Genomic DNA, 18,110 nt, shown 5'->3' on the forward strand with positions numbered 1-18,110 from the left:
CGCTCCCGCGGTCTACCTGGGCTTCCGCCGAACTGCCCTCACCCGGTCGGGCGTTGCGCGGCGACCGCCTCGGAGATCACCTCGGCGACGCCGCGGACGTCCACCAGCCGGTCGAGCTCGTCGAGATCGACCGAAACGCCGTACGTCACCTCGACGCGCGAGAGCAGCTGGATCCGCTGCCGGGACGTCATGCCGAGCTCGTCGAACGGCGTCGAGTCGGTCAGCCGCTCCGGCGGGATCTCCAGCGCGAAGCAGATGGTCCGCTTGATCTCGTCGACGTAGGTGCCCGGGTCAGCCATGCCGCCCATTCTCGCCCCACCAGCGGTCGCGGGCGGCGGCGCGGGCCACCTTGCCGCTGGAGGTGCGCGGCACCGTGCCCGGCGGAACCAGCCACAGGGCGCGCAGCGGCAGGTCGTGTCCCACCGAGACGGCCCGCCGCACGGCCTGCTCCACGGACTCGTCCGGGGCCGTGCAGCCGGCCACGACCGCGACCCCTTCGCCGTCCGTCCCCGGGACCGCGAACGCGGCGACCCGGCCGGACCGGACGGCCGGGTGCGCGGCCTCGACGGTGGCTTCGATGTCCTGCGGGTAGTGGTTGCGGCCGTCCACGATGATCAGGTCCTTGAGCCGCCCGGTGACGTACAGCAGTCCTTCGTGGACGTAGCCGAGGTCGCCGGTGGCCAGCCAGCCGCCGGGCGCCAAGGGACGGTCCTGGCCCCAGTAGCGGTCGGCGACGTTCGGGCCGGACACCCGGATCTCGCCGACTTCCCCGTCCGGGAGCGGTTCGCCGGTCACTTTGTCGACGATCCGGATCCGCTGGCCGTACGGCCGCCCAGCGGACACCAGCCCGGACGTCGTCACGGTCGGGCCCTCGTCACCGGTGCTCGTGACGAAGACCGTCGCCTCGGCCAGCCCGTAGCACGGCTTGTGCGCCGTGCGCGGCAACCCGAACGGCGCGAACGCCCGCTCGAACGCCTCGACGGTGGCCGCGCGGACCGGCTCGCTGCCGTTCAGCACCGAGTTCACGTGCGAGAGGTCGACGGGCTCCAGCTCCCCCGCCGCTTCGGCGGCCAGGTCGAACGCGAAGTTCGGCGCCGCGGTGATCGCGCCCGGGTTCCCGGCCAGCAAGCGGATCCAGCGCAGCGGGTCGCGCACGAACTCCATCGGCGTGAAGAACACCGACCGCGAGCCGAGGAAGACCGGCGTGCCGATGAGCAGGACCAGCCCCATGTCGTGGAAGAACGGGACCCAGCCGGCCAGCGGGGTCGACGCGCCGGCGTGGTAGCAGCGGGTGGTCTGCCAGCAGCTGGCCACCAGCGCGCGGTGGGAGATCACGGCACCGGCCGGGCGGCGCGTCGAACCCGACGTGTACTGCAGGTACGCCGGGTCGGCCATCGCCACCGCGGCGGGCGGCTCGGCGTCGTCGGGCCCGATGTCCTCGATCGCGAGCACGACGCCGGGGCATCCGGCGAGCGCGGCGGTCTTCTCCAGCAGCTTCTTCGAGGTCAGGCACACCGACGGCCGGGCGTCGGCGAAGGCCGACTCGATCCGGGCGCTGTGGGTGCGGCCGGACGGGACCGACAGCGGCATCGCGACGAGCCCGGCGTAGAGCGTGCCGAGGAAGGCGACGACGTACTCGAGGTCCTGGCGGGCGACGATCGCCACGCGGTCGCCCGGCCGGGTGTGGCGCCGCAGCTCGCGGGCGACCCCGCGGACGCGCGCGAGCACCTGGGGCCAGGTCAGCGTGTGCTCGGCCGGGCCGGGGAAGGTCAGGCACGTGAAGGCCGGGCGGTCTTCGGCGGCATTGCGGAGCAGGTAGTCCGTGAACGGCGTGGCCAGGACCTCGTCCGGGACGGCTGCGGGCGGCACGGCCCCATCCTGCCCTACCGTGGGCGGGCGATGGACCAGTTCGAAGAGCACGGGATCGGCGTCGTCACCGGACGCGACGCGAGCGCGCGGGCGCTGCGCTCGCCGGACCTGACGTCGGATCCCGGCGTCGGCTCGCCCAGCGTGCTGCTGTGCGACGGCGAGGGCCACACCCGGTTACGCGGGGTGCTGCGGGAGATCATCGCCGGGCTGGAGCCGCTGCCTGCCCCGGTGCTCGCCGGGATCGAGGCCGTGGTGGCCGGGCTGGGTCCCGAGTTCGACCTGGTGCGCGACTTCGCGCGGCCGGTCGCGGGCGCGGTGACGGCGGCGGTGCTGGGGATCGCCCTCGACGACGGCTTCCTGGACCGCCTGGAGGCGACGACGGCGAACCTCGACGTCTTCGGCGGCACGGACCGGACCGGGCAGGCGGCCGCGTTCCGGCTCGCGGTGCAGCTCAGCCGCACCCCGGCCGGGCCGGGCGGCCTCACGGCGCTGCGGGACGCGCACGCGGCCGGACGGCTGGACGACGACGAGCTGATGTTCAACCCGGTGGTGCTCGCGCACGCCGCCTACGAGAACTCGCTGAACTTCCTGGCCTGTGCCGGGCTGGAGCTCGCCACTTCGGGACCGCGGACCGTGCGCGAGCTGGTGGCGGAGATCTGCCCGGCCCGGTACGTCCTGCGCTTCGGCGCCGGCGGCCCGGTGGCGATCTCGCTGGCCGACGGGCTGCCGTTCGGGCTCGGGCGCCACGCGTGCCCGGGTTCGGGCGTGGCGCTGGCCGAAGGCGAGATCGCGCTGGGAGCGCTGGCGAAGCTCCTCGCCGACGGCTGTGAGGTCACCGACGTCCGCTGGAAGACCCACCCGGTGTTCCACGGCCTGGCGAAGGCCGTGGTGACCCGGTCAGGAAACGGCTGAGACGACGCCGGCCAGGCGGTCGGCCGCCGCCTGGGCGGTGGCCTGGGCCGGGGCCTCGACCATCACGCGGACCAGCTGCTCGGTGCCGGACGGGCGCAGCAGCACCCGGCCCTCCTCGCCCAGCTCGGCTTCCACCTCGTCGACGGCGTCGCGGACCTCGGTCGAGCCGGCGACCGCGGTCTTGTCCGCGACCGGGACGTTCACCAGGACCTGCGGCAGCCGGTTCATCACGGCGGCGAGGTCGGCGAGGGACTTGCCCGTCTCGGCCATGCGGCTCATCAGGCGCAGCGCCGTCAGCAGGCCGTCACCGGTGGTCGCGTGGGCCGGGAGCACGACGTGCCCGGACTGCTCGCCGCCGAGCGCGTAGCCGCTCGCGCGCAGCTCCTCGAGGACGTACCGGTCGCCGACCGCCGTCGTGACGACGGTGACGCCGTGGGCCTTCATCGCCAGGTGCAGGCCGAGGTTGCTCATCACGGTCGCGACCAGCGTGTCCTTCGCCAGCTCACCGGACTCGGCCAGCGCGAGCGCCAGCACCGCCATGATCTGGTCGCCGTCGATCAGCTCGCCGGCGGAGTCCACGGCCACGCAGCGGTCGGCGTCGCCGTCGTGCGCGATGCCCAGGTCGGCGCCGTGCTTGACGACCGCCTCGCGCAGCTTCTCGGGGTGGTTGGAGCCGCAGTGCTCGTTGATGTTGACGCCGTCCGGGTCGGCGTGCAGCGCGACGACCTCGGCGCCGGCCCGGCGGTAGACCTCGGGCGCGGCGGCCGACGACGCGCCGTTCGCGCAGTCGACGACGACCTTCAGCCCGGCGAGCGAGTGCGGGGTCGCGCTCAGCAGGTGGGCGGCGTAGCGGTCGAGCGCGTCCTCGACGGCGGTGACGCGCCCGACACCGATGCCGGTGGGGCGGACCGCGTCGGCGGAGAGGCCGGCCTCGATCTCGTCCTCGATGCCGTCGGGGAGCTTGTGCCCGCCCGCGGCGAAGAGCTTGATGCCGTTGTCCGGCATCGGGTTGTGCGACGCGGAGATCATCACGCCGAGGTCGGCTTCGAGCGCGCCGACCAGGTACGCGACCGCGGGCGTGGGCAGGACGCCGACGAGGCGGACGTCGGCCCCGGCGGACGTGAGGCCCGCGACCACCGCGGCTTCGAGCATCTCGCCGCTGGCCCGCGGGTCACGGCCGACGACGGCGACCGGCCGGTGCGAGCGGTCGTGCGCAGCGAGCACGCGGGCGGCGCTCGCCGCCAGCGAGAGAGCCAGCTCCGGCGTCAGCTCGGCGTTGGCCAGGCCACGTACCCCGTCGGTACCGAACAGGCGTGCCATCGATCGACCTCCTTGTGGACCTACCACGACAACCTAGCGACCCTGACGGACCGCGTTCCCCCACCCCCGAGTGTCGCTCCGGAGCCCGGAAACGACACAACGACCAGAAAAAAACCGGAGCGCCCATCCGATGGACGGATGGGCGCTCCGGTGGGTTGCGCCTGAGGGCGCGATCAGCGCTTGCTGTACTGCGGGGCCTTGCGGGCCTTCTTGAGGCCGTACTTCTTCCGCTCCGTGGCGCGCGCGTCACGGGTCAGGAAGCCGGCCTTCTTGAGGGCCGGGCGGTCGTCGGCGTCGACCTCGATGAGCGCACGGGCGATCGCCAGGCGCAGCGCGCCCGCCTGACCCGAGACGCCGCCACCGTGCAGGTTGGCGAAGATGTCGAACGAGTCCGGCTTCTCGACCAGGACCAGCGGGTCCTTGATGAGCTGCTGGTGCACCTTGTTCGGGAAGTACTCCTCGAGGGTGCGGCCGTTGAGCTTGAACTGGCCGGTGCCCGGGACGACCCGGACGCGGACGACGGCTTCCTTGCGGCGGCCGACGGTCTGCGCGTTGCCGCCGGCGGCACGCGACGGGCGCGGCGCGGCTTCCGACTCGCTGGTGGCGACCGGGGTCTCGCTGGTGGCCACGGCGCCGGTCTCGGTCGCCTCGGTGGCCTCAACGACCTCGGGGGTCTCGGTCTCGGTGCTGGTCACAGACTGTTCCTCACTCACTGCGCGACCTGCGCGATCTTGGTGATCTCGCGCACCTGCGGCTGCTGCGCGGTGTGCGGGTGCTGCGGGCCGGCGTACACCTTGAGCTTCTTCGCCTGGGCGCGGCCGAGCTTGTTCTTCGGCAGCATGCCCTTGACGACCTTTTCGACAAGGTGCTCGGGCTTGGTGTCCAGCAGCTCGCCGAACGAGCGCTTCCGCAGACCGCCCGGGTAACCGCTGTGCCGGTACGCGAACTTCTGCTCGCGCTTGTTTCCGGTGAGCGCGACCTTCTCGGCGTTGACGATGATGACGAAGTCACCGGTGTCCACGTGCGGGGCGTAGGTCGGCTTGTGCTTGCCGCGCAGCAGCGTGGCGACCTCGGTCGCGAGCCGGCCGAGCACGACATCCTCGGCGTCGATCACGTGCCAGGCACGAGTGACGTCGCCGGGCTTGGGGCTGTACGTGGGCAAGGGTCTACCTCGTCGTCAACATTGCGTGTGGGTTCTGTGCGGGCCTAGCGCTGATGCGCCGCAACGCACAACGACATATGAAGATACCCCCACGTCCACCGCACCCGTGCATCGGGGGTGGGTGGGAGCGCCCATACTAGGCTTTCACCGGCCCGGGCGCAGCCGGACTGTACCCGGTTTTCCGGTCGAACCGCCTGCACGCGTCGCCACGACACGCGAGGATGGGACCATCCGGGCGGCACACGCGAGCAGGGGACGGCATGAGGAAACGACCGACGGCGATCTTCGTCCTGGGTGCCGTCCTGGCCCTGGTCAGCGCCTGCGGCCAGGCGAAGGCGGGCACCGCGCTGGCGAAGGGCGACGACGCGGCGGACTACGTCGGCGGCAAGTTCGAGCAGGTGATCGGCAAGCTGAGCGACGCCATCACCGACACGCGCGACGTCACCAACTCGCTGGACGCCTACTTCAAGTTCGACGAGAAGTGGATCCACAGCACGGTGACGTCGGCCCGCACCGGCAGCCCGGAGAACCGCGTCGTGCGGCACCGCTCGCAGAAGAACCCCGACGAGATCATCGACACGTACACGCCGGCGGACGGCACGGTCGAGTACACCTACCTCGGCCCGATGTACGTCCAGAAGGGCGTCTCGCCGACGGCGTGGGTGTCGATGCCGAAACCGGAGGCCGGGCTGGTCCAGCCGTGCGTCTGGGGCGGCGTGCTGACGCCGTGCCGGATGGCGGACTCGACCGTCGACGCCTACAAGGCCGACAAGCGGGCCGTGCGCGGCGCGAAGAGCCTCGGCGACGGCAAGACCGCGCTGACGGTGATGGTGCCGTTCGAGGTCTTCGTCAAGAACCGGGTCGAGATCCTGCCGAAGAGCATCACCGACCAGATCGGGCCGGAGCTGAAGAAGGCGCCGGTCCCGGCGACGATCACGCTGAACCCGGACGGCAGCCTGGTCTCGTTCGGGATGGAGGCCAAGTTCTCCGGCGACGGGCACAACCTCGAGCTCAAGTACGACTTCCGGTTCACCGGCAAGGCGAGCCTGCAGGACATGCCGAAGCTGCCGGACGCGTCCCAGATCACCGTGCTGCCCGACCGAGCGGCCATGAACGAGTTCTACCGCAAGCTCGGCGAAGCCCAAGGCAGCTGAAGCGTGACCACGACCCGAGGTGAGCTCCGATGACCCAGCCGCCGGACCAGCCGCAGCCGCGGTGGCAGCCGCAGCCGCAGCCGAACCAGCCCGCCTGGCAGCCCGAGCAGCAGGCGACCGGCCCGCACGCCGGGCAGTGGCAGCAGCAGCACGCCGACCCGGGCTCGGGTTCCTACACGGGCCCGTGGAACCAGGGGCCGCAGCCCGGCACGACGGGGTCGTTCTCGGGGCCGTGGCAGCCGGGTCCGCCGGCTCCGTGGCAGCCGCCGTCCCAGCCGACGCCGCAGCAGCCTGGCACGCCCGGTGGCGGGTGGCCCGCGCAACCCGCCCCGGGACAGCCGGGCCAGCCGGGTCAGCAGTACGGCGGCGGGTTCCAGCCGACGCAGTACGGCGGGCTGGGCGCGTTCGCCGCGGAACCGGCGAAGAAGCCGAAGTCCAAGAAGCCGTTGCTGATCGCGGGCGCGGCCGTCCTGGTGCTCGTCGTCGGCGGCGGAGCGGCGTGGCTGCTGGGCGCGTTCCGCGGGGACGTCCTCGAGCAACAGTCCCTTCAGGACGGTGTGGTCAAGGTCCTCAACGAGAACTACGGCGAGCCGGACGTGAAGGACGCGCAGTGCCCGGCGAACGAAGCCGCCCAGAACGGGACGACCTTCGACTGCACCGTCACGATCGGCGGGCAGGCGAAGAAGGTGACCGTGCGGGTGCTCAACGACCGGCCGGAGTACGAGGTCGGCGCCCCGCACTGAGTTTTTCCTGCCCCACAACGGAAAACGGCGGGCCCCGCACCGGAGTGCGGGCCCGCCGTGGTTTCCGGGGCTAGCGGCTCAGAACAGGCCCTCGACGGCCTTGTCCGTGCTCTGGTAGCCGTCGGCGATCTGCGGCAGGGCGGCGGCGATCTGCGCCAGAACCTGCTTCAGGTCCTCGAACTTCTGGTCCCAGTTGCGCTGGGCCTGGTCGTACTGGTCCTTCGCGGCACCGGTCCAGGTGGTGACCAGCGGCTTGAGGTCGTCCTTCAGGCGGTCGAACGCCTGCTGCAGCTCGTTGCCGGTGGTGCTGCAGTCTTCGGCGGCCGCGTGGATGGTGGCGTAATTGACGACAATGCCGGCGCCATCAGGCATGGTGTGCTCCTTTTGAGAATGCGGAAGTCAGGTGGTCTGGGTGAACGGGTGGGTCAGCCGAGCCGGTCGAAGCCGCGGTTGACGGCCTGCATGATCTCCTGCTGCTGCTGCTCGGAGCGCTCGTACTTCGAGCCGGCTTCCTTGAGCAGCTCCGCGATCTTCTGCAGGGCCTGGTTCATGCCGCGGGCGTCCTCGTCGAAGCGCTGCATGACGTGGTCGAACGCCTTCTGGGCCTCACCCTGCCAGCCGGCGCGGGTGGCCTCGATGCGGTCGCGCAGCGTGGAGAGGTTGGCGTCCATGCCGGCGCGCACCTCGGTGACGCGGCCTTCGGCCTCGGTGAACTGAGCCGGTGTTCCCTGGAATCCGACAGTCATGCCGGAACCCCCTTCGCAAGATTGATGATCGTCCGTACCAGGCTTGTTCGTTGTACGGCCCTACGACGCAGACATTGCCATGCCCGGTTCCCCCTTGTCGTGCTTTGCCCGCAAGTAGTTGCTTGCGTTAACGCTCGCCGCGGGAACCGATCGCCACGGGTATTCGAGCGGCGCCACGGCCCGGCGACGCGTCACCCGAAAATGTGTTCTCCACCAGCGGAGTTAGCACACGCACAGCGACCGTCGGCGCGCTCTCACTGATCGCGTTTCATGATTCGCATCTGGGAAAAGTCTTCGTCTTCGTCACCCGATCGAGGGGAGCGGGCCGGAGGTTGCGAAAGCGAAGGAACCGGATCGGGAACCACCGGGACGGCCAGCCCGCGGGCGCGGCGGAACCGTTCGGCGGCGGCGCGCAGCGCACCGGGCGTCGGGTCGCCGGACTTCGCCCCGCGGCCGCTGCGCTTGAGCAGCTCGGCGTTTTCGCTCCGGCGCCGCTGGCTGCGCGCCTTCGCGTTCCCCGCGACGCGACGGGCGTGCGTCACCGCGTCCTGCCCGATCCGCTTGAAGGACGCCGCGGCGCTTTCGAATTCTTCGGACGGCACCGCGTGCCCTCCTCTCAGTTGAGGATTTCGACCGTGGACACGGCTTGCGTGCACGCGACGGCCACCCGGTCCCGCAACTGCGCCGTCGCGTACTGGCAGCCGATGTGCACCCGCACCTTGCCCTTCGCCACGACGTACCAGTCGACCTGGAGATCCGGCCGGCCCGGTTTGCTTTCGTGGTAACCGATCACGGTCCGGCCGGCGTAGGACAGGCTCGGGGTGAACGCGCTCCAGCGGTCGGTGTCGGCGTCCGCGCTGCGCTTGAGCTCGTCGACCAGCTTCTGCGGATCGGCGGTCGCGTCGTAGTCCATCACGTATTCCTGCGCGACCAGCAGGTCGTTGCCGTCGCGGGATTCCTGCGGGTGGATCACGACCTGCCGGTCGGCGACCCGGTCGTCGGTCTGGACCCAGTCCCCCGGCGCGACGAACTTGAAGTCGTACTGCGAGAGCGTGCGGCCGCTCGCGGCGTCGTCCCCGGAGCTCTTGAACACGAAGAAGCCGGCGACGACGAGCGCGGCCACGACGACCACCGCGATCCCGGCGACACCCCACAGCTTCCGCTTGCTCTTCGCCGCCGGTTCCGGCGCGGGACGGCCGGGACTTGACGGCGGGCCGGGCTGCCCGGCGGGCGGGGTCCACGGGCGCGCCGCCGGCTGGCCGCGCGGCGGCGACGGCGGGGGCACCGGGCGGTTCGGGAACCCGCCCGGGGCGGGCGGGGTGCGCGGCGGGGCCGGGCGCGGGGCGACGTCGCCGGGCCGGACGACCTCCGTGCGCTGCGCCGACGGGCTGTGCGCGCCGCCCGGGACGGCGCCGAGCCGCGCCATCGTTTCGCCGGGGAGGGCGCCGGTGCGGTCCGGGTCCACCAGCACCGCCCGCAACGCGCCGCGCGCCACCACGGTTTCGGGCTGGTCGAGGCTCGTCGGCACGACGCCGGTGCGCTCGTGCACCAGCCGCGAGATCATCGGGATCCGGCTCGACCCGCCGACCAGGAAAATCGCTGTGAGCTGCTTCGGGCGCAGTCCCGCGTCACCGATCGCCGCGACCGTCAGCTCGACCGCGCGGCCCAGCGGCGCGGCGATCAGCCGCTCCAGGTCCTCGCGGGTGACGTGGGCGTCGGCGAACGGCGGTGGCATCGGCACGTCCGTGTAGGCGTGCCGCGAAAGGGTTTCCTTCGCGCCCCGGACGTCCTGGCGCAGCACGCGACGGCGGCGCCGGTCGACCATTTCGCGCCCTTCGACGAGCTGGCGCCACGCGTCCGGGTCCGCGGCGGACACCAGCGAGCCGACGTGCTCCAGCAGTGCCTGGTCGATGTCCGCGCCGCCGAACCCGGGGTCGCCGCGGGTGGCGAGGACCTGGAACCCGCCGCGCTGCGGCCGGCCGGCGCGGTCCCGCGCGGTCTCCGGCGGCAGCCGCCGGACCACGCTGACGTCCACCGTGCCGCCGCCGAGGTCCAGCACCGCGAGCGCGTCGCCGGGGCGGCCGCTGAACTCGACGGTGCGGTCGTTCGTCACGTCCTGCGGCGCGAACGTCGCCGCGTGGTAGACCGCCGCCGCGACCGGCTCCGGCACCAGCGCGACCTCGCGCGCCAGCCCGCCCGCCGCCTGCCGCAGCAGCCGGGTGCGGATCGCGCCCCAGTCCGCGGGGTGGGTCAGCACCAGCAGGTCGACCTCGGCTTCGCCGGCGAGCCGGCGCGCCTCGGCCACCGCGCGCCCCAGGACGGCGTGCACGACGTCGGTCACCCGCAGCACGCTGTCCCCGAGCAGCAGCTCGCCTTCGTCGATCCGCCGCTTCGGGTTCGGCTCGTACCGCGACGGGTCGACCGCCGCCTGCCGCTCGGCCTCCTGGCCGACGAACAACGTGCCGTCCGCGGCCGCGAACACCGCCGAGGACATCAGCGGCTGGCCGTCGATCACCACGACCTGCGGCTCGCGCCCGTTCACCGAGGCGACGACGCAGGTGCTCGATGTCCCGAAGTCCACCGCAACCCGGACCGTCACCAGCAGCTCCCGCAGTACTTGTCGCGTTCCCCCGCACCCCGCCGTCGGGGCGCCCCCACGGGGAGGAACCTACCCCCCGCCGTGAGGCGCCCCGCCGTCGTGCCTAGTCGGGCTGGATCCACGACACCTGGATCAGCTGCTTGCCGTTCTTCCGGGTCAGCAGGTTGCCTCGGCCGGGCGGCATCGCGCTCGGCTTGATGTTGCCGACCAGCGCGCCCTCGTCGCGGGAACCGTTCATCACCATGCCCGGCGCCGCGATCTCCTTGAGCTTGCCGATGATCGGGTCGTACATCGCCTTCGACGCACCACCGGTGCGCCGCACGACCACCAGGTGCAGGCCGACGTCCTTGGCCTGCGGCAGGAAGTCGGAGATCTTCCGCAGCGGGTTGGCCGTCGACGTGGCCACCAGGTCGTAGTCGTCGACCAGGATGAACAGCTCCGGGCCCTTCCACCACGAGCGGGTCTTCAGCTGTTCCTGGGTGACGTCCGGGCCCGGCAGGCGCCGCGTCATCGAGTTGAAGACGTCGCCGACCATGCTCTCCAGCTGGTTCGCCGACACCGCATACCCGAGCAGCGCGTCGCCCTGCACGAAGCCGAGCATCGTGCGCCGGTAGTCCACCAGCAGGATCAGCGCTTCCTGCGAGGTGTAGCGCTCCGAGATGCCCCGGGCGATCTGCCGCAGCAGGTTCGTCTTGCCCGACTCGCCGTCCGCGAACGCGTAGAAGTGCGGCTCGGCGTTGAAGTCGAGGTAGATCGGCTGCAGGTCTTCTTCGTTGACGCCGATCGGGACGAGCTTGGAGTCCCGCGCGGTGTCGAGCTTGAGCACGTCTTCGTAGGTGATCATCTCCGGCAGCAGGCGGACCTGCGGCGCGACCCGGCCGCGCCAGGCGCCCTTGATCTTCGCCACCGCATCCGCCACCCCGGCCGCGATCGTCTCCGGGTCGCTGGACCCGTCGATGCGCGGGAGACCGCCCAGCATGTGCAGCTTCTCCCGGGTCAGGCCCCGGCCCGGCCGCCCGGCCGGGATGTTCACCGCGACCCGGCGGTCGATGTCCGACTCGGTCGGGTCACCGAGGCGCAGCTCGAACCGGGTGCCCAGCATGTCCTTGATCGCCGGGCGGATGTCCGCCCACCGGTTCGCCGCCACGATCACGTGCACCCCGTAGGACAGACCCTGCGTGGCCAGCCGGGTGATCGTGGTTTCCAGCTCTTCGAAGTCATCCCGCAACGCCCGCCAGTTGTCCACGACGAGGAACGCGTCGCCGAACGGGTCCTGGTCCGGGCGGATCTCGCCGCGGCGCTTGCGGTTGCGGAACTCGGTCATCGAGTCGATACCCATCGCCCCGAACCGGCCCTCCCGCTCGGTGAGCAGGGTGGTCAGCTCGGCCACGATCCGCCGCGCCTTGTCCGGCTCGCGCCGGGCCACCGCGACGCCACCGACGTGCGGCAGGTCGGCCAGACCGGTCAGCGTGCCACCACCGAGGTCGAGGCAGTAGAACTGCGCTTCCTCGGGGGTGTGCGTGAGCGCCATCGACATGATCAGCGTCCGCAGCATCGTCGACTTGCCCGACTGCGGGCCGCCGACGATCACGCCGTGCCCGGCCGCGCCGGAGAAGTCCGCCCACAGCGGGTCGCGCCGCTGCTCGTACGGCCGGTCGATGATGCCCAGCGGCACCTGCAGCCGTCCGTTGCCGAAGAAGCCGACCGGGGACAGGCCGCGGTCGTCGGTCGGGTTCAGGTTCGGCAGCAGCGTGTCGAGCGAGTTGGGGTCCTTCAGCGGCGGCAGCCACACCTCGTGCGCCGGCGGGCCCTGCCCGACCAGCCGCGAGACGATGACGTCCAGCTCCGAGGGTTCGACCGCTTCTTCGGACTGCCGCTGTTCTTCCTTGGGGGCTTCCTCGATGAACTGCGGCTCCGGCTCCTTCGGCAGTTCCACGAAGTCCGGGACGAACAGCTGCGGCCGCTTGTCGGCGCGGACCACGGTCGCCGCCGGGCCCGCCGCCTTGAGGCCGGCCGGCCGGTACGGGCCCGAGACGTAGGAGGCCTTGAACCGCACCAGCGTCGAGGTGTCGTACTTCAGGTAGCCACCACCGGGGACCGACGGCAGCTCGAACGCGTCCGGCACGCCGATCGCGGCGCGGGATTCCGCCGCCGAGAACGTCTTGAGGCCGATCCGGTACGACAGGTGCGAGTCCAGGCCGCGCAGCTTGCCTTCCTCGAGGCGCTGCGAGGCGAGCAGCATGTGCATCTGCAGCGACCGGCCCAGCCGGCCGATGGCGACGAACAGGTCGATGAAGTCCGGCTTCGCCGACAGCAGCTCGGAGAACTCGTCACAGACGATGAACAGCGCGGGCAGCGGGTCGAGGTCGGCGCCGTTTTCGCGGGCTTTCTCGTACTCCCAGACGTTTTTGAAGTTACCGCCGTTCTTCAGCGCTTCCTGGCGCCGGTTCATCTCGCCGGCCAGCGCGTCCTTCATCCGGTCGACCAGCGTGACCTCGTCGGCGAGGTTGGTGATGACCGCGGAGACGTGCGGGGCCTTGTCCAGGCCCATGAACGTCGCGCCACCCTTGAAGTCGACGAGGACGAAGTTGAGCGTGCTCGACGAGTGCGTGGCCAGCAGACCCAGCACCAGCGTGCGGAGGAACTCGGACTTACCGGAACCGGTCGCGCCGATGCACAGGCCGTGCGGGCCCATGCCCTCGGCGGCGGCTTCCTTGATGTCGAGCTCCACCGGCTGGCCGTACTCCCCGACCCCGAACGGGACGCGGTAGCGGTCGCGGATCGGCCGGGGCCGCCACGCCTGCTGGACGTCGAAGGTCATCGGGTCGCCCGGGATGCCGAGCAGTTCCAGCAGCGAGGGGTTGGACAGCAGCGGCTCTTCGTCGCCGACGTCCTGCCCCGCCGCGCCACCGACGCGGTAGGGCGAGATGAGCCGGGCCAGCGACTCGGTCTCCACCAGGCTGAGGGTGTCGGGGCGGCCGAACCACTCGACACCGCCGGCGCTGCGGGCGCCGAGCCGGTCGGCCTCCACGACCAGCCGCAGGCCGCGGCGGGCGGCGAGGTTGCCGAGCGAGTCGGACAGGTCGATCAGCGTGACGCCGACCAGGCCCTCTTCGAGGACGATCTGCTCTTCGCGGGTCACTTCGGCGTCGTCGATGATGATGACGACGTGCGGCTGGTCCGGCGCCGGCGTGGCGTTGCGGGAGAAGCGCTGGCGGTCACGGAGTTCTTCGTCGAGCCAGTTTTCGATCTGGGCCAGCGAACCGGCCATCATGCGGAGCTGGCCGATGCCGTCCGACAGGGTCGGGTGCTGGGCGTGCGGCAGCCACTTCGCCCACTCCCACTCCTCCTTCGCGCGGCCCGCGGTGGCGACCGCGACCAGCACGTCGTCGGGGCTGTGGAAGGTGACCATCTGCGCGAGCATCGCGCGGGTCAGGCCGCGGGTCAGCGCCCGGTCGCCCTGCATGCTCACCGCGGCGAACCCGCGGAGGGTGATCTGGGTGGGCAGGTCCGGCACGATCGAGTGCGCGCGCACGAACCGGCGCAGCGCGAGGGTGGCGATCGGCTCCAGCTCGTCGACCGGCCCGGTCTGCGGCGGGACCAGCCGCGTCGCGAGGCGGTGCGAACTGCGGCCCACGCGCAGGTGCAGGAAGTCCTGGTCGTTCTGGCGGCGTTCCCACATCCGGCGGCTGGCGGCCAGCGACCACAGCGACTGCGGGTCGGGGTGCACCCACTCGAGCGCGGCGCGCTGGTCGACCATCGCCTCACGCGCGCGGTCACGCATCTGGCCCAGGTAGCGGAGGTAGTCCTTGCGGTCTTCGTCCATCTCGGCGCGCTTGGCGCCGCCGCCCTTGCCACCGCCGCCGGCCATCATCCCGAGCGTGCCGACGACCATCATGCCGCCCATGGCCATCATCATCGGGTTCCGGTTGCTGGCCTGGAACATGAAGACCATCATCCCGAGCGACGCGACGATCATCACGACCGGCAGCGCCTTCATCACGATGTTCCCGGGGATGACCCGGGGCACCTCGGGCGGCGGCTCGAGGTGCACCTCACCGCCCGGTGGGCGCGGTGCCGCCAGCCGCGGCGACTTCTTGAACTGCAGCGTGCTCATCGAAGGACCCCTCATTCAAACTCGACGATGGCTGCCACCGCTTGGTGCGCAAGGTGCGCGAACAACCTATCGAACGTGCTGGCGGAATTCCGGCGGATGCCGCAACCGCTCCCGACCTCGCCCCGCGAGTGTACGGCCCGGCACCGACAGTAATCCCACCTCGCGGCCGCCGACCTGCGGATGACGGTGAACGGGGCGTCCACGCCCTCCGGATCCCGACCTGGCTCGACTATGCCCTCCGCGGCGTCCTGAATGAGTCATTCAGGTCTTCGGAGGTCCTGAATGACTCATTCAAGACGCCGGAGGAGCCGTCACCGGGCCGGGCCACCGGTGACCTGAGCTGGGCTCGACGGTGAATTTCGGACGTTCGATGATGCCGGTGCCGGGGTTCGGTATAAGTTCCCCCGGGAGCAGTCTCAACCGAGCGGGGGCAGTGCAGTGGCTACGGGCACGACAGTTTTCAGCAGGGTGACGGTCGTCGCGCCCTCCACGCGGATCGACGTGGCGCTGCCCGCCGACGTCGCGGTGGCCGACCTCCTGCCGATGCTGCTGGACATGGCCAAGGAAACGGCACCCGACGGCGGAGCCCGCCACGGTGGCTGGGCGCTCGCGAAGCTCGGGGACGCGCCGCTCGACCCGAGCCGGACGCTGGCCTCGCTCGGCGTCGTCGACGGTGAGCTCCTGCAGCTGCGCAAGCGCAACGAGAACCCGCCGCCGCCGCTGTACGACGACGTCGTCGACGCGATCGCCGAGTCCTCCCCCGACAGCTTCCGGCCGTGGACCAAGGAGACGGCGAACCGCTTCGGGCACGTCGCGGGCGGGCTGGCGCTGATCGTCGCCGCCGTCGCGCTGTTCATGAGCGGCTCCTTCTACGGCGGCAGCGCGCTCGGCGCCGCCATCGCGGGCGGCATCGGCGCGATCGCGTGCGTCGCGATCGGCGCCACGCTCGCCAAGGGCTACCAGGCGGAAGCGACCGGCGTGCTGATCGCCGCAGCGGGCGGCCTGCCACTGGCGTTCGTCAGCGGCTTCTACACCGTGCCCGGCCTGTCCCTGCGGGCGAACCTGCTGCTCGGCGCGGTCCTCGTGATCATCGTCGCATCCGTCTGCATCATGGTCATCGGCGCCGGCATCACGACGTTCATCGCGGCGGCCACCGCCGGCACCTTCGGGGCGCTGGCGTTCCTCTTCGGCACGCTCATCGCGCACCCGGCGGCCGGCATCGCGGCTGGCACCGTCGCGGTCGCCCTCGCCTGCATCTCCATCCTGCCGCGCGCCACGATCTGGCTCGCGAAGCTGCCGCTGCCGCACGTCCCGAGCAACGCGGAAGAGCTGAAGGAAGACTCCGGCTTCCCCGACTACCGGGCGATCGAACGCCGCACGGCGGTCGCGCACGACTACATGACCGGCCTGATGGTCGGCTGCGGCGCCACGGTCGCCATCTCCGCGGTCATCGCCGCCGGCGCGCCCGGCGCGTTCGGGATCATCCTCGGCGTCGTCGCGACGCTCGTCCTGCTCCTGCGCGCCCGCGCGTACGCCAACGGCAGCCAGGCGATCGCGCTGCTCACCACCGGCCTGGTCTCGGCGACCGGGATCGGCGTCGGCTGGCTGGTCTCGGCGAGCGCCCAGAACCGCCTGCTCTACGTCTTCGGCGTGCTGATCCTGCTCGCCGCGGGCGCGCTCGTGGTCGGCGTGATCTTCCCGAACCAGCGCTTCTCGCCGCCGCTGCGCCGGACCGTCGAGATCATCGAGGCGCTCTGCATCGCGTCGGTGCTCCCGCTCGCCCTGGGTGTGATGGACCTCTACACCACCCTGCGGCACCTGAACTTCAAGTGACCGGATCGGGTGAATCTGGAATGGCTGCTCCCCGGCGTTTCGGCGTCACCGCACGGACCACGACCGCCCTTTTCGCCGGCGTCATCGGCGTTCTCGCACCGCTGGCGACCGCGCTGCCGAGCTGGGCGCAGACGGACCCGGCCAACGGCTACTTCGCGACGCCACCCCCGGTGGACGACAGCAAGCTGATCCCGGACTCGCGCCAGCCGGACAAGAAGTACAAGCAGTCGAAGGGCTGCGTCCAGCGCAGCACGCTCGGCCAGAACGTCGAGATCAAGTACCGGCCGTGGGGGCAGGACTACCTGCAGATCGCGAAGGCGCAGGAGATCGTCAAGGGCGCCACGGACGGCGGCGTCGGCCGGGGCGTGCGCGTCGCCGTGGTCGACACCGGCGTCACGCCGCACCCGTGGCTGCAGGACCGGCTCAAGCCCGGTGGCGAGTACGTGTCCAAGCAGAACGGGAAGCCGGACGGCCTCGAGGACTGCGACGGCCACGGCACCGAGGTCGCGGGCATCATCGCGGCCAAGCCGGACAACCCGGAAGTCGGGTTCGTCGGCGTCGCCCCGGACGCGACGATCGTGTCCTACCGGCAGCTGAGCGAGAACTACGAACCCGACACCTCGACTCCGACGCCACCGCCGCCGAGCAGTTCGAGCGGGGCGCCGTCGTCGAGCACCAACCCGCCCGCCGGGTCGAGCTCCGCCCTGCCGCCGAGCAACGGCGGTGGCGGCGGCTCTGGAGAAGGCGACCAGACCTCGCCCGGGCAGTCGAACGGCGGGCGCCAGCTGGAGAAGGCGGGCACCGCGGGCACGCTGAAGACGCTGGCCGAGATCATCCGCGGCATCGCCGAGCGCAACGAAGCCGACATCATCAACATGTCGGTCGACAACTGCCGTCCGGCGACCGGGTCGATCACCGAAGGCGAGCAGCAGGTCCAAGCCGCCGCGCACTTCGCGGCGGAAAAGGGCGTCGTGATCATCGCCGCCGCCGGCAACGCGACCGACACCTGCCCGCAGAACGACCAGCCGGACGCCAAGCGGCCGAAGACGATCGTCACGCCACCGTGGTTCGCCGACGACGTGCTGTCCGTCGGCGCGATCGACGAGTTCGGCGGGGTCGCGCCGTTCAGCGTCCACGGTCCGTGGGTCGGGGTCGCGGCGCCGGGGACGAAGATCGTCTCGCTCGACCCCGCCGAGGGGTCCAACGGCCTGGCGAACCTGACGTTCGAAAGCGGTGACAAGGCCAGCGAAATCCAGGGCACCAGCTTCGCCGCGCCCTACGTGGCGGGCTTGGCCGCGCTGGTCAAGGCGAAGTACCCGAACCTGAACGGCCGGGGCATCGTCAACCGGATCAAGGAGACCGCGCAGCACCCCGCCGCTCCCGGCGGGCGCGACAACTTCGTCGGCTTCGGCGTGATCGACCCGGTGGCCGCGCTGACCGCGACCCTGCCGTCCGAAGTCGGCGGCATGGCCCCGATCCCGTCGCAGCAGATGGCGCAGCTGCCGCCGGCGAACGACCGCAGCTCGACGCCGGTGATCGTGGCGCTGGCGGGCACCGGTGGTGGCGTGGTGGCGTTGCTGATCACGCTCTTCGTGATGCGCACGCTCCGCCGCAACCGCCCGGCCGAGACCGGACCGGCCCGCCGCTGAAAGTGG

15 protein-coding genes are annotated in these 18,110 nt (G+C 71.5%); 5 read left to right on the forward strand and 10 right to left on the reverse strand.

Annotated features, from left to right (window positions below; all coding sequences use genetic code 11):
* Positions 1 to 38 precede the first annotated feature (38 nt).
* Both H4696_RS30030 and H4696_RS30035 read right to left on the reverse strand, forming a co-directional pair.
* On the reverse strand, positions 39 to 299 hold the full coding sequence (locus H4696_RS30030) for an acyl carrier protein (protein WP_086857641.1): 261 nt from the start codon (positions 297 to 299) through the stop codon (positions 39 to 41).
* Positions 292 to 1,869 (reverse strand): fatty acyl-AMP ligase, encoded by a 1,578-nt coding sequence (locus tag H4696_RS30035; protein WP_086857627.1) that lies wholly within the window; start codon positions 1,867 to 1,869, stop codon positions 292 to 294. Before H4696_RS30035 ends, H4696_RS30030 begins: the two co-directional genes overlap by 8 nt.
* A 30-nt stretch (positions 1,870 to 1,899) precedes the next feature.
* Here H4696_RS30035 and H4696_RS30040 point away from each other — a divergent pair, with 30 nt between their 5' ends.
* A complete protein-coding gene (locus tag H4696_RS30040; RefSeq protein WP_086857628.1) occupies positions 1,900 to 2,781 on the forward strand; it encodes a cytochrome P450 in 882 nt (293 codons plus the stop codon).
* Here the strand turns inward: H4696_RS30040 and glmM are convergent.
* The 3 genes from glmM to rplM all read right to left on the reverse strand — a co-directional run bounded on the left by glmM (position 2,767) and on the right by rplM (position 5,263).
* Positions 2,767 to 4,101: a phosphoglucosamine mutase gene (gene glmM, locus H4696_RS30045; protein ID WP_086857629.1), complete on the reverse strand. Its 1,335-nt coding sequence runs from the start codon at positions 4,099 to 4,101 to the stop codon at positions 2,767 to 2,769. The genes H4696_RS30040 and glmM overlap by 15 nt on opposite strands.
* 173 nt (positions 4,102 to 4,274) lie before the next feature.
* Positions 4,275 to 4,796 carry a 30S ribosomal protein S9 gene (gene rpsI, locus H4696_RS30050; RefSeq protein ID WP_086857630.1) on the reverse strand — a complete coding sequence of 174 codons (522 nt, stop codon included), beginning with the start codon at positions 4,794 to 4,796 and terminating at the stop codon, positions 4,275 to 4,277.
* A gap of 14 nt (positions 4,797 to 4,810) precedes the next feature.
* Positions 4,811 to 5,263 carry a 50S ribosomal protein L13 gene (gene rplM, locus H4696_RS30055; protein WP_086857631.1) on the reverse strand — a complete coding sequence of 151 codons (453 nt, stop codon included), beginning with the start codon at positions 5,261 to 5,263 and terminating at the stop codon, positions 4,811 to 4,813.
* Positions 5,264 to 5,523: 260 nt separating this feature from the next.
* On the opposite strand from rplM, the gene H4696_RS30060 reads away from it, so the two are divergent.
* Together H4696_RS30060 and H4696_RS30065 are read left to right on the forward strand one after the other, a co-directional pair.
* Positions 5,524 to 6,417, forward strand: a complete 894-nt coding sequence (locus tag H4696_RS30060) for a hypothetical protein (protein ID WP_086857632.1) — start codon at positions 5,524 to 5,526, stop codon at positions 6,415 to 6,417.
* A 29-nt stretch (positions 6,418 to 6,446) separates the two neighbouring features.
* Positions 6,447 to 7,160: a DUF4333 domain-containing protein gene (locus tag H4696_RS30065; protein ID WP_086857633.1), complete on the forward strand. Its 714-nt coding sequence runs from the start codon at positions 6,447 to 6,449 to the stop codon at positions 7,158 to 7,160.
* 78 nt (positions 7,161 to 7,238) lie between these two features.
* On the opposite strand, the gene H4696_RS30070 is transcribed toward H4696_RS30065, so the two are convergent.
* The 5 genes from H4696_RS30070 to eccCa form a co-directional block, all read right to left on the reverse strand.
* Positions 7,239 to 7,532, reverse strand: a complete 294-nt coding sequence (locus H4696_RS30070) for a WXG100 family type VII secretion target (RefSeq protein WP_086857634.1) — start codon at positions 7,530 to 7,532, stop codon at positions 7,239 to 7,241.
* A 53-nt stretch (positions 7,533 to 7,585) separates the two neighbouring features.
* Positions 7,586 to 7,906, reverse strand: a complete 321-nt coding sequence (locus H4696_RS30075) for a WXG100 family type VII secretion target (RefSeq protein ID WP_086857635.1) — start codon at positions 7,904 to 7,906, stop codon at positions 7,586 to 7,588.
* A gap of 254 nt (positions 7,907 to 8,160) precedes the next feature.
* Positions 8,161 to 8,508: a hypothetical protein gene (locus H4696_RS30080; RefSeq protein WP_086857636.1), complete on the reverse strand. Its 348-nt coding sequence runs from the start codon at positions 8,506 to 8,508 to the stop codon at positions 8,161 to 8,163.
* Positions 8,509 to 8,522: 14 nt separating this feature from the next.
* On the reverse strand, positions 8,523 to 10,505 hold the full coding sequence (locus H4696_RS30085) for a type VII secretion-associated protein (protein WP_086857637.1): 1,983 nt from the start codon (positions 10,503 to 10,505) through the stop codon (positions 8,523 to 8,525).
* 103 nt (positions 10,506 to 10,608) lie between these two features.
* Positions 10,609 to 14,622, reverse strand: coding sequence for a type VII secretion protein EccCa (eccCa, locus tag H4696_RS30090; RefSeq protein ID WP_086857638.1), 4,014 nt, complete (start codon positions 14,620 to 14,622; stop codon positions 10,609 to 10,611).
* A gap of 468 nt (positions 14,623 to 15,090) precedes the next feature.
* On the opposite strand from eccCa, the gene eccD reads away from it, so the two are divergent.
* On the forward strand, positions 15,091 to 16,455 hold the full coding sequence (gene eccD / locus H4696_RS30095; protein ID WP_086857640.1) for a type VII secretion integral membrane protein EccD: 1,365 nt from the start codon (positions 15,091 to 15,093) through the stop codon (positions 16,453 to 16,455).
* Between the two features lie 20 nt (positions 16,456 to 16,475).
* Positions 16,476 to 18,104, forward strand: coding sequence for a S8 family serine peptidase (locus H4696_RS30100; protein ID WP_192782622.1), 1,629 nt, complete (start codon positions 16,476 to 16,478; stop codon positions 18,102 to 18,104).
* The last annotated feature ends 6 nt before the right edge of the window (positions 18,105 to 18,110 follow it).

Origin of the sequence: Amycolatopsis lexingtonensis (assembly GCF_014873755.1) — a bacterium.
GTDB lineage: Bacteria > Actinomycetota > Actinomycetes > Mycobacteriales > Pseudonocardiaceae > Amycolatopsis > Amycolatopsis lexingtonensis.

Excerpts from the sequence above, each read along its gene's own strand:
- H4696_RS30030 (WP_086857641.1), bottom strand. The coding sequence starts at position 299 with ATGGCTGACCCGGGCACCTACGTCGACGAGATCAAGCGGACCATCTGC.
- H4696_RS30040 (WP_086857628.1), top strand. The coding sequence starts at position 1,900 with ATGGACCAGTTCGAAGAGCACGGGATCGGCGTCGTCACCGGACGCGAC.
- glmM (WP_086857629.1), bottom strand. The coding sequence starts at position 4,101 with ATGGCACGCCTGTTCGGTACCGACGGGGTACGTGGCCTGGCCAACGCC.
- H4696_RS30060 (WP_086857632.1), top strand. The coding sequence starts at position 5,524 with ATGAGGAAACGACCGACGGCGATCTTCGTCCTGGGTGCCGTCCTGGCC.
- H4696_RS30065 (WP_086857633.1), top strand. The coding sequence starts at position 6,447 with ATGACCCAGCCGCCGGACCAGCCGCAGCCGCGGTGGCAGCCGCAGCCG.
- H4696_RS30070 (WP_086857634.1), bottom strand. The coding sequence starts at position 7,532 with ATGCCTGATGGCGCCGGCATTGTCGTCAATTACGCCACCATCCACGCG.
- H4696_RS30075 (WP_086857635.1), bottom strand. The coding sequence starts at position 7,906 with ATGACTGTCGGATTCCAGGGAACACCGGCTCAGTTCACCGAGGCCGAA.
- eccCa (WP_086857638.1), bottom strand. The coding sequence starts at position 14,622 with ATGAGCACGCTGCAGTTCAAGAAGTCGCCGCGGCTGGCGGCACCGCGC.
- H4696_RS30100 (WP_192782622.1), top strand. The coding sequence starts at position 16,476 with ATGGCTGCTCCCCGGCGTTTCGGCGTCACCGCACGGACCACGACCGCC.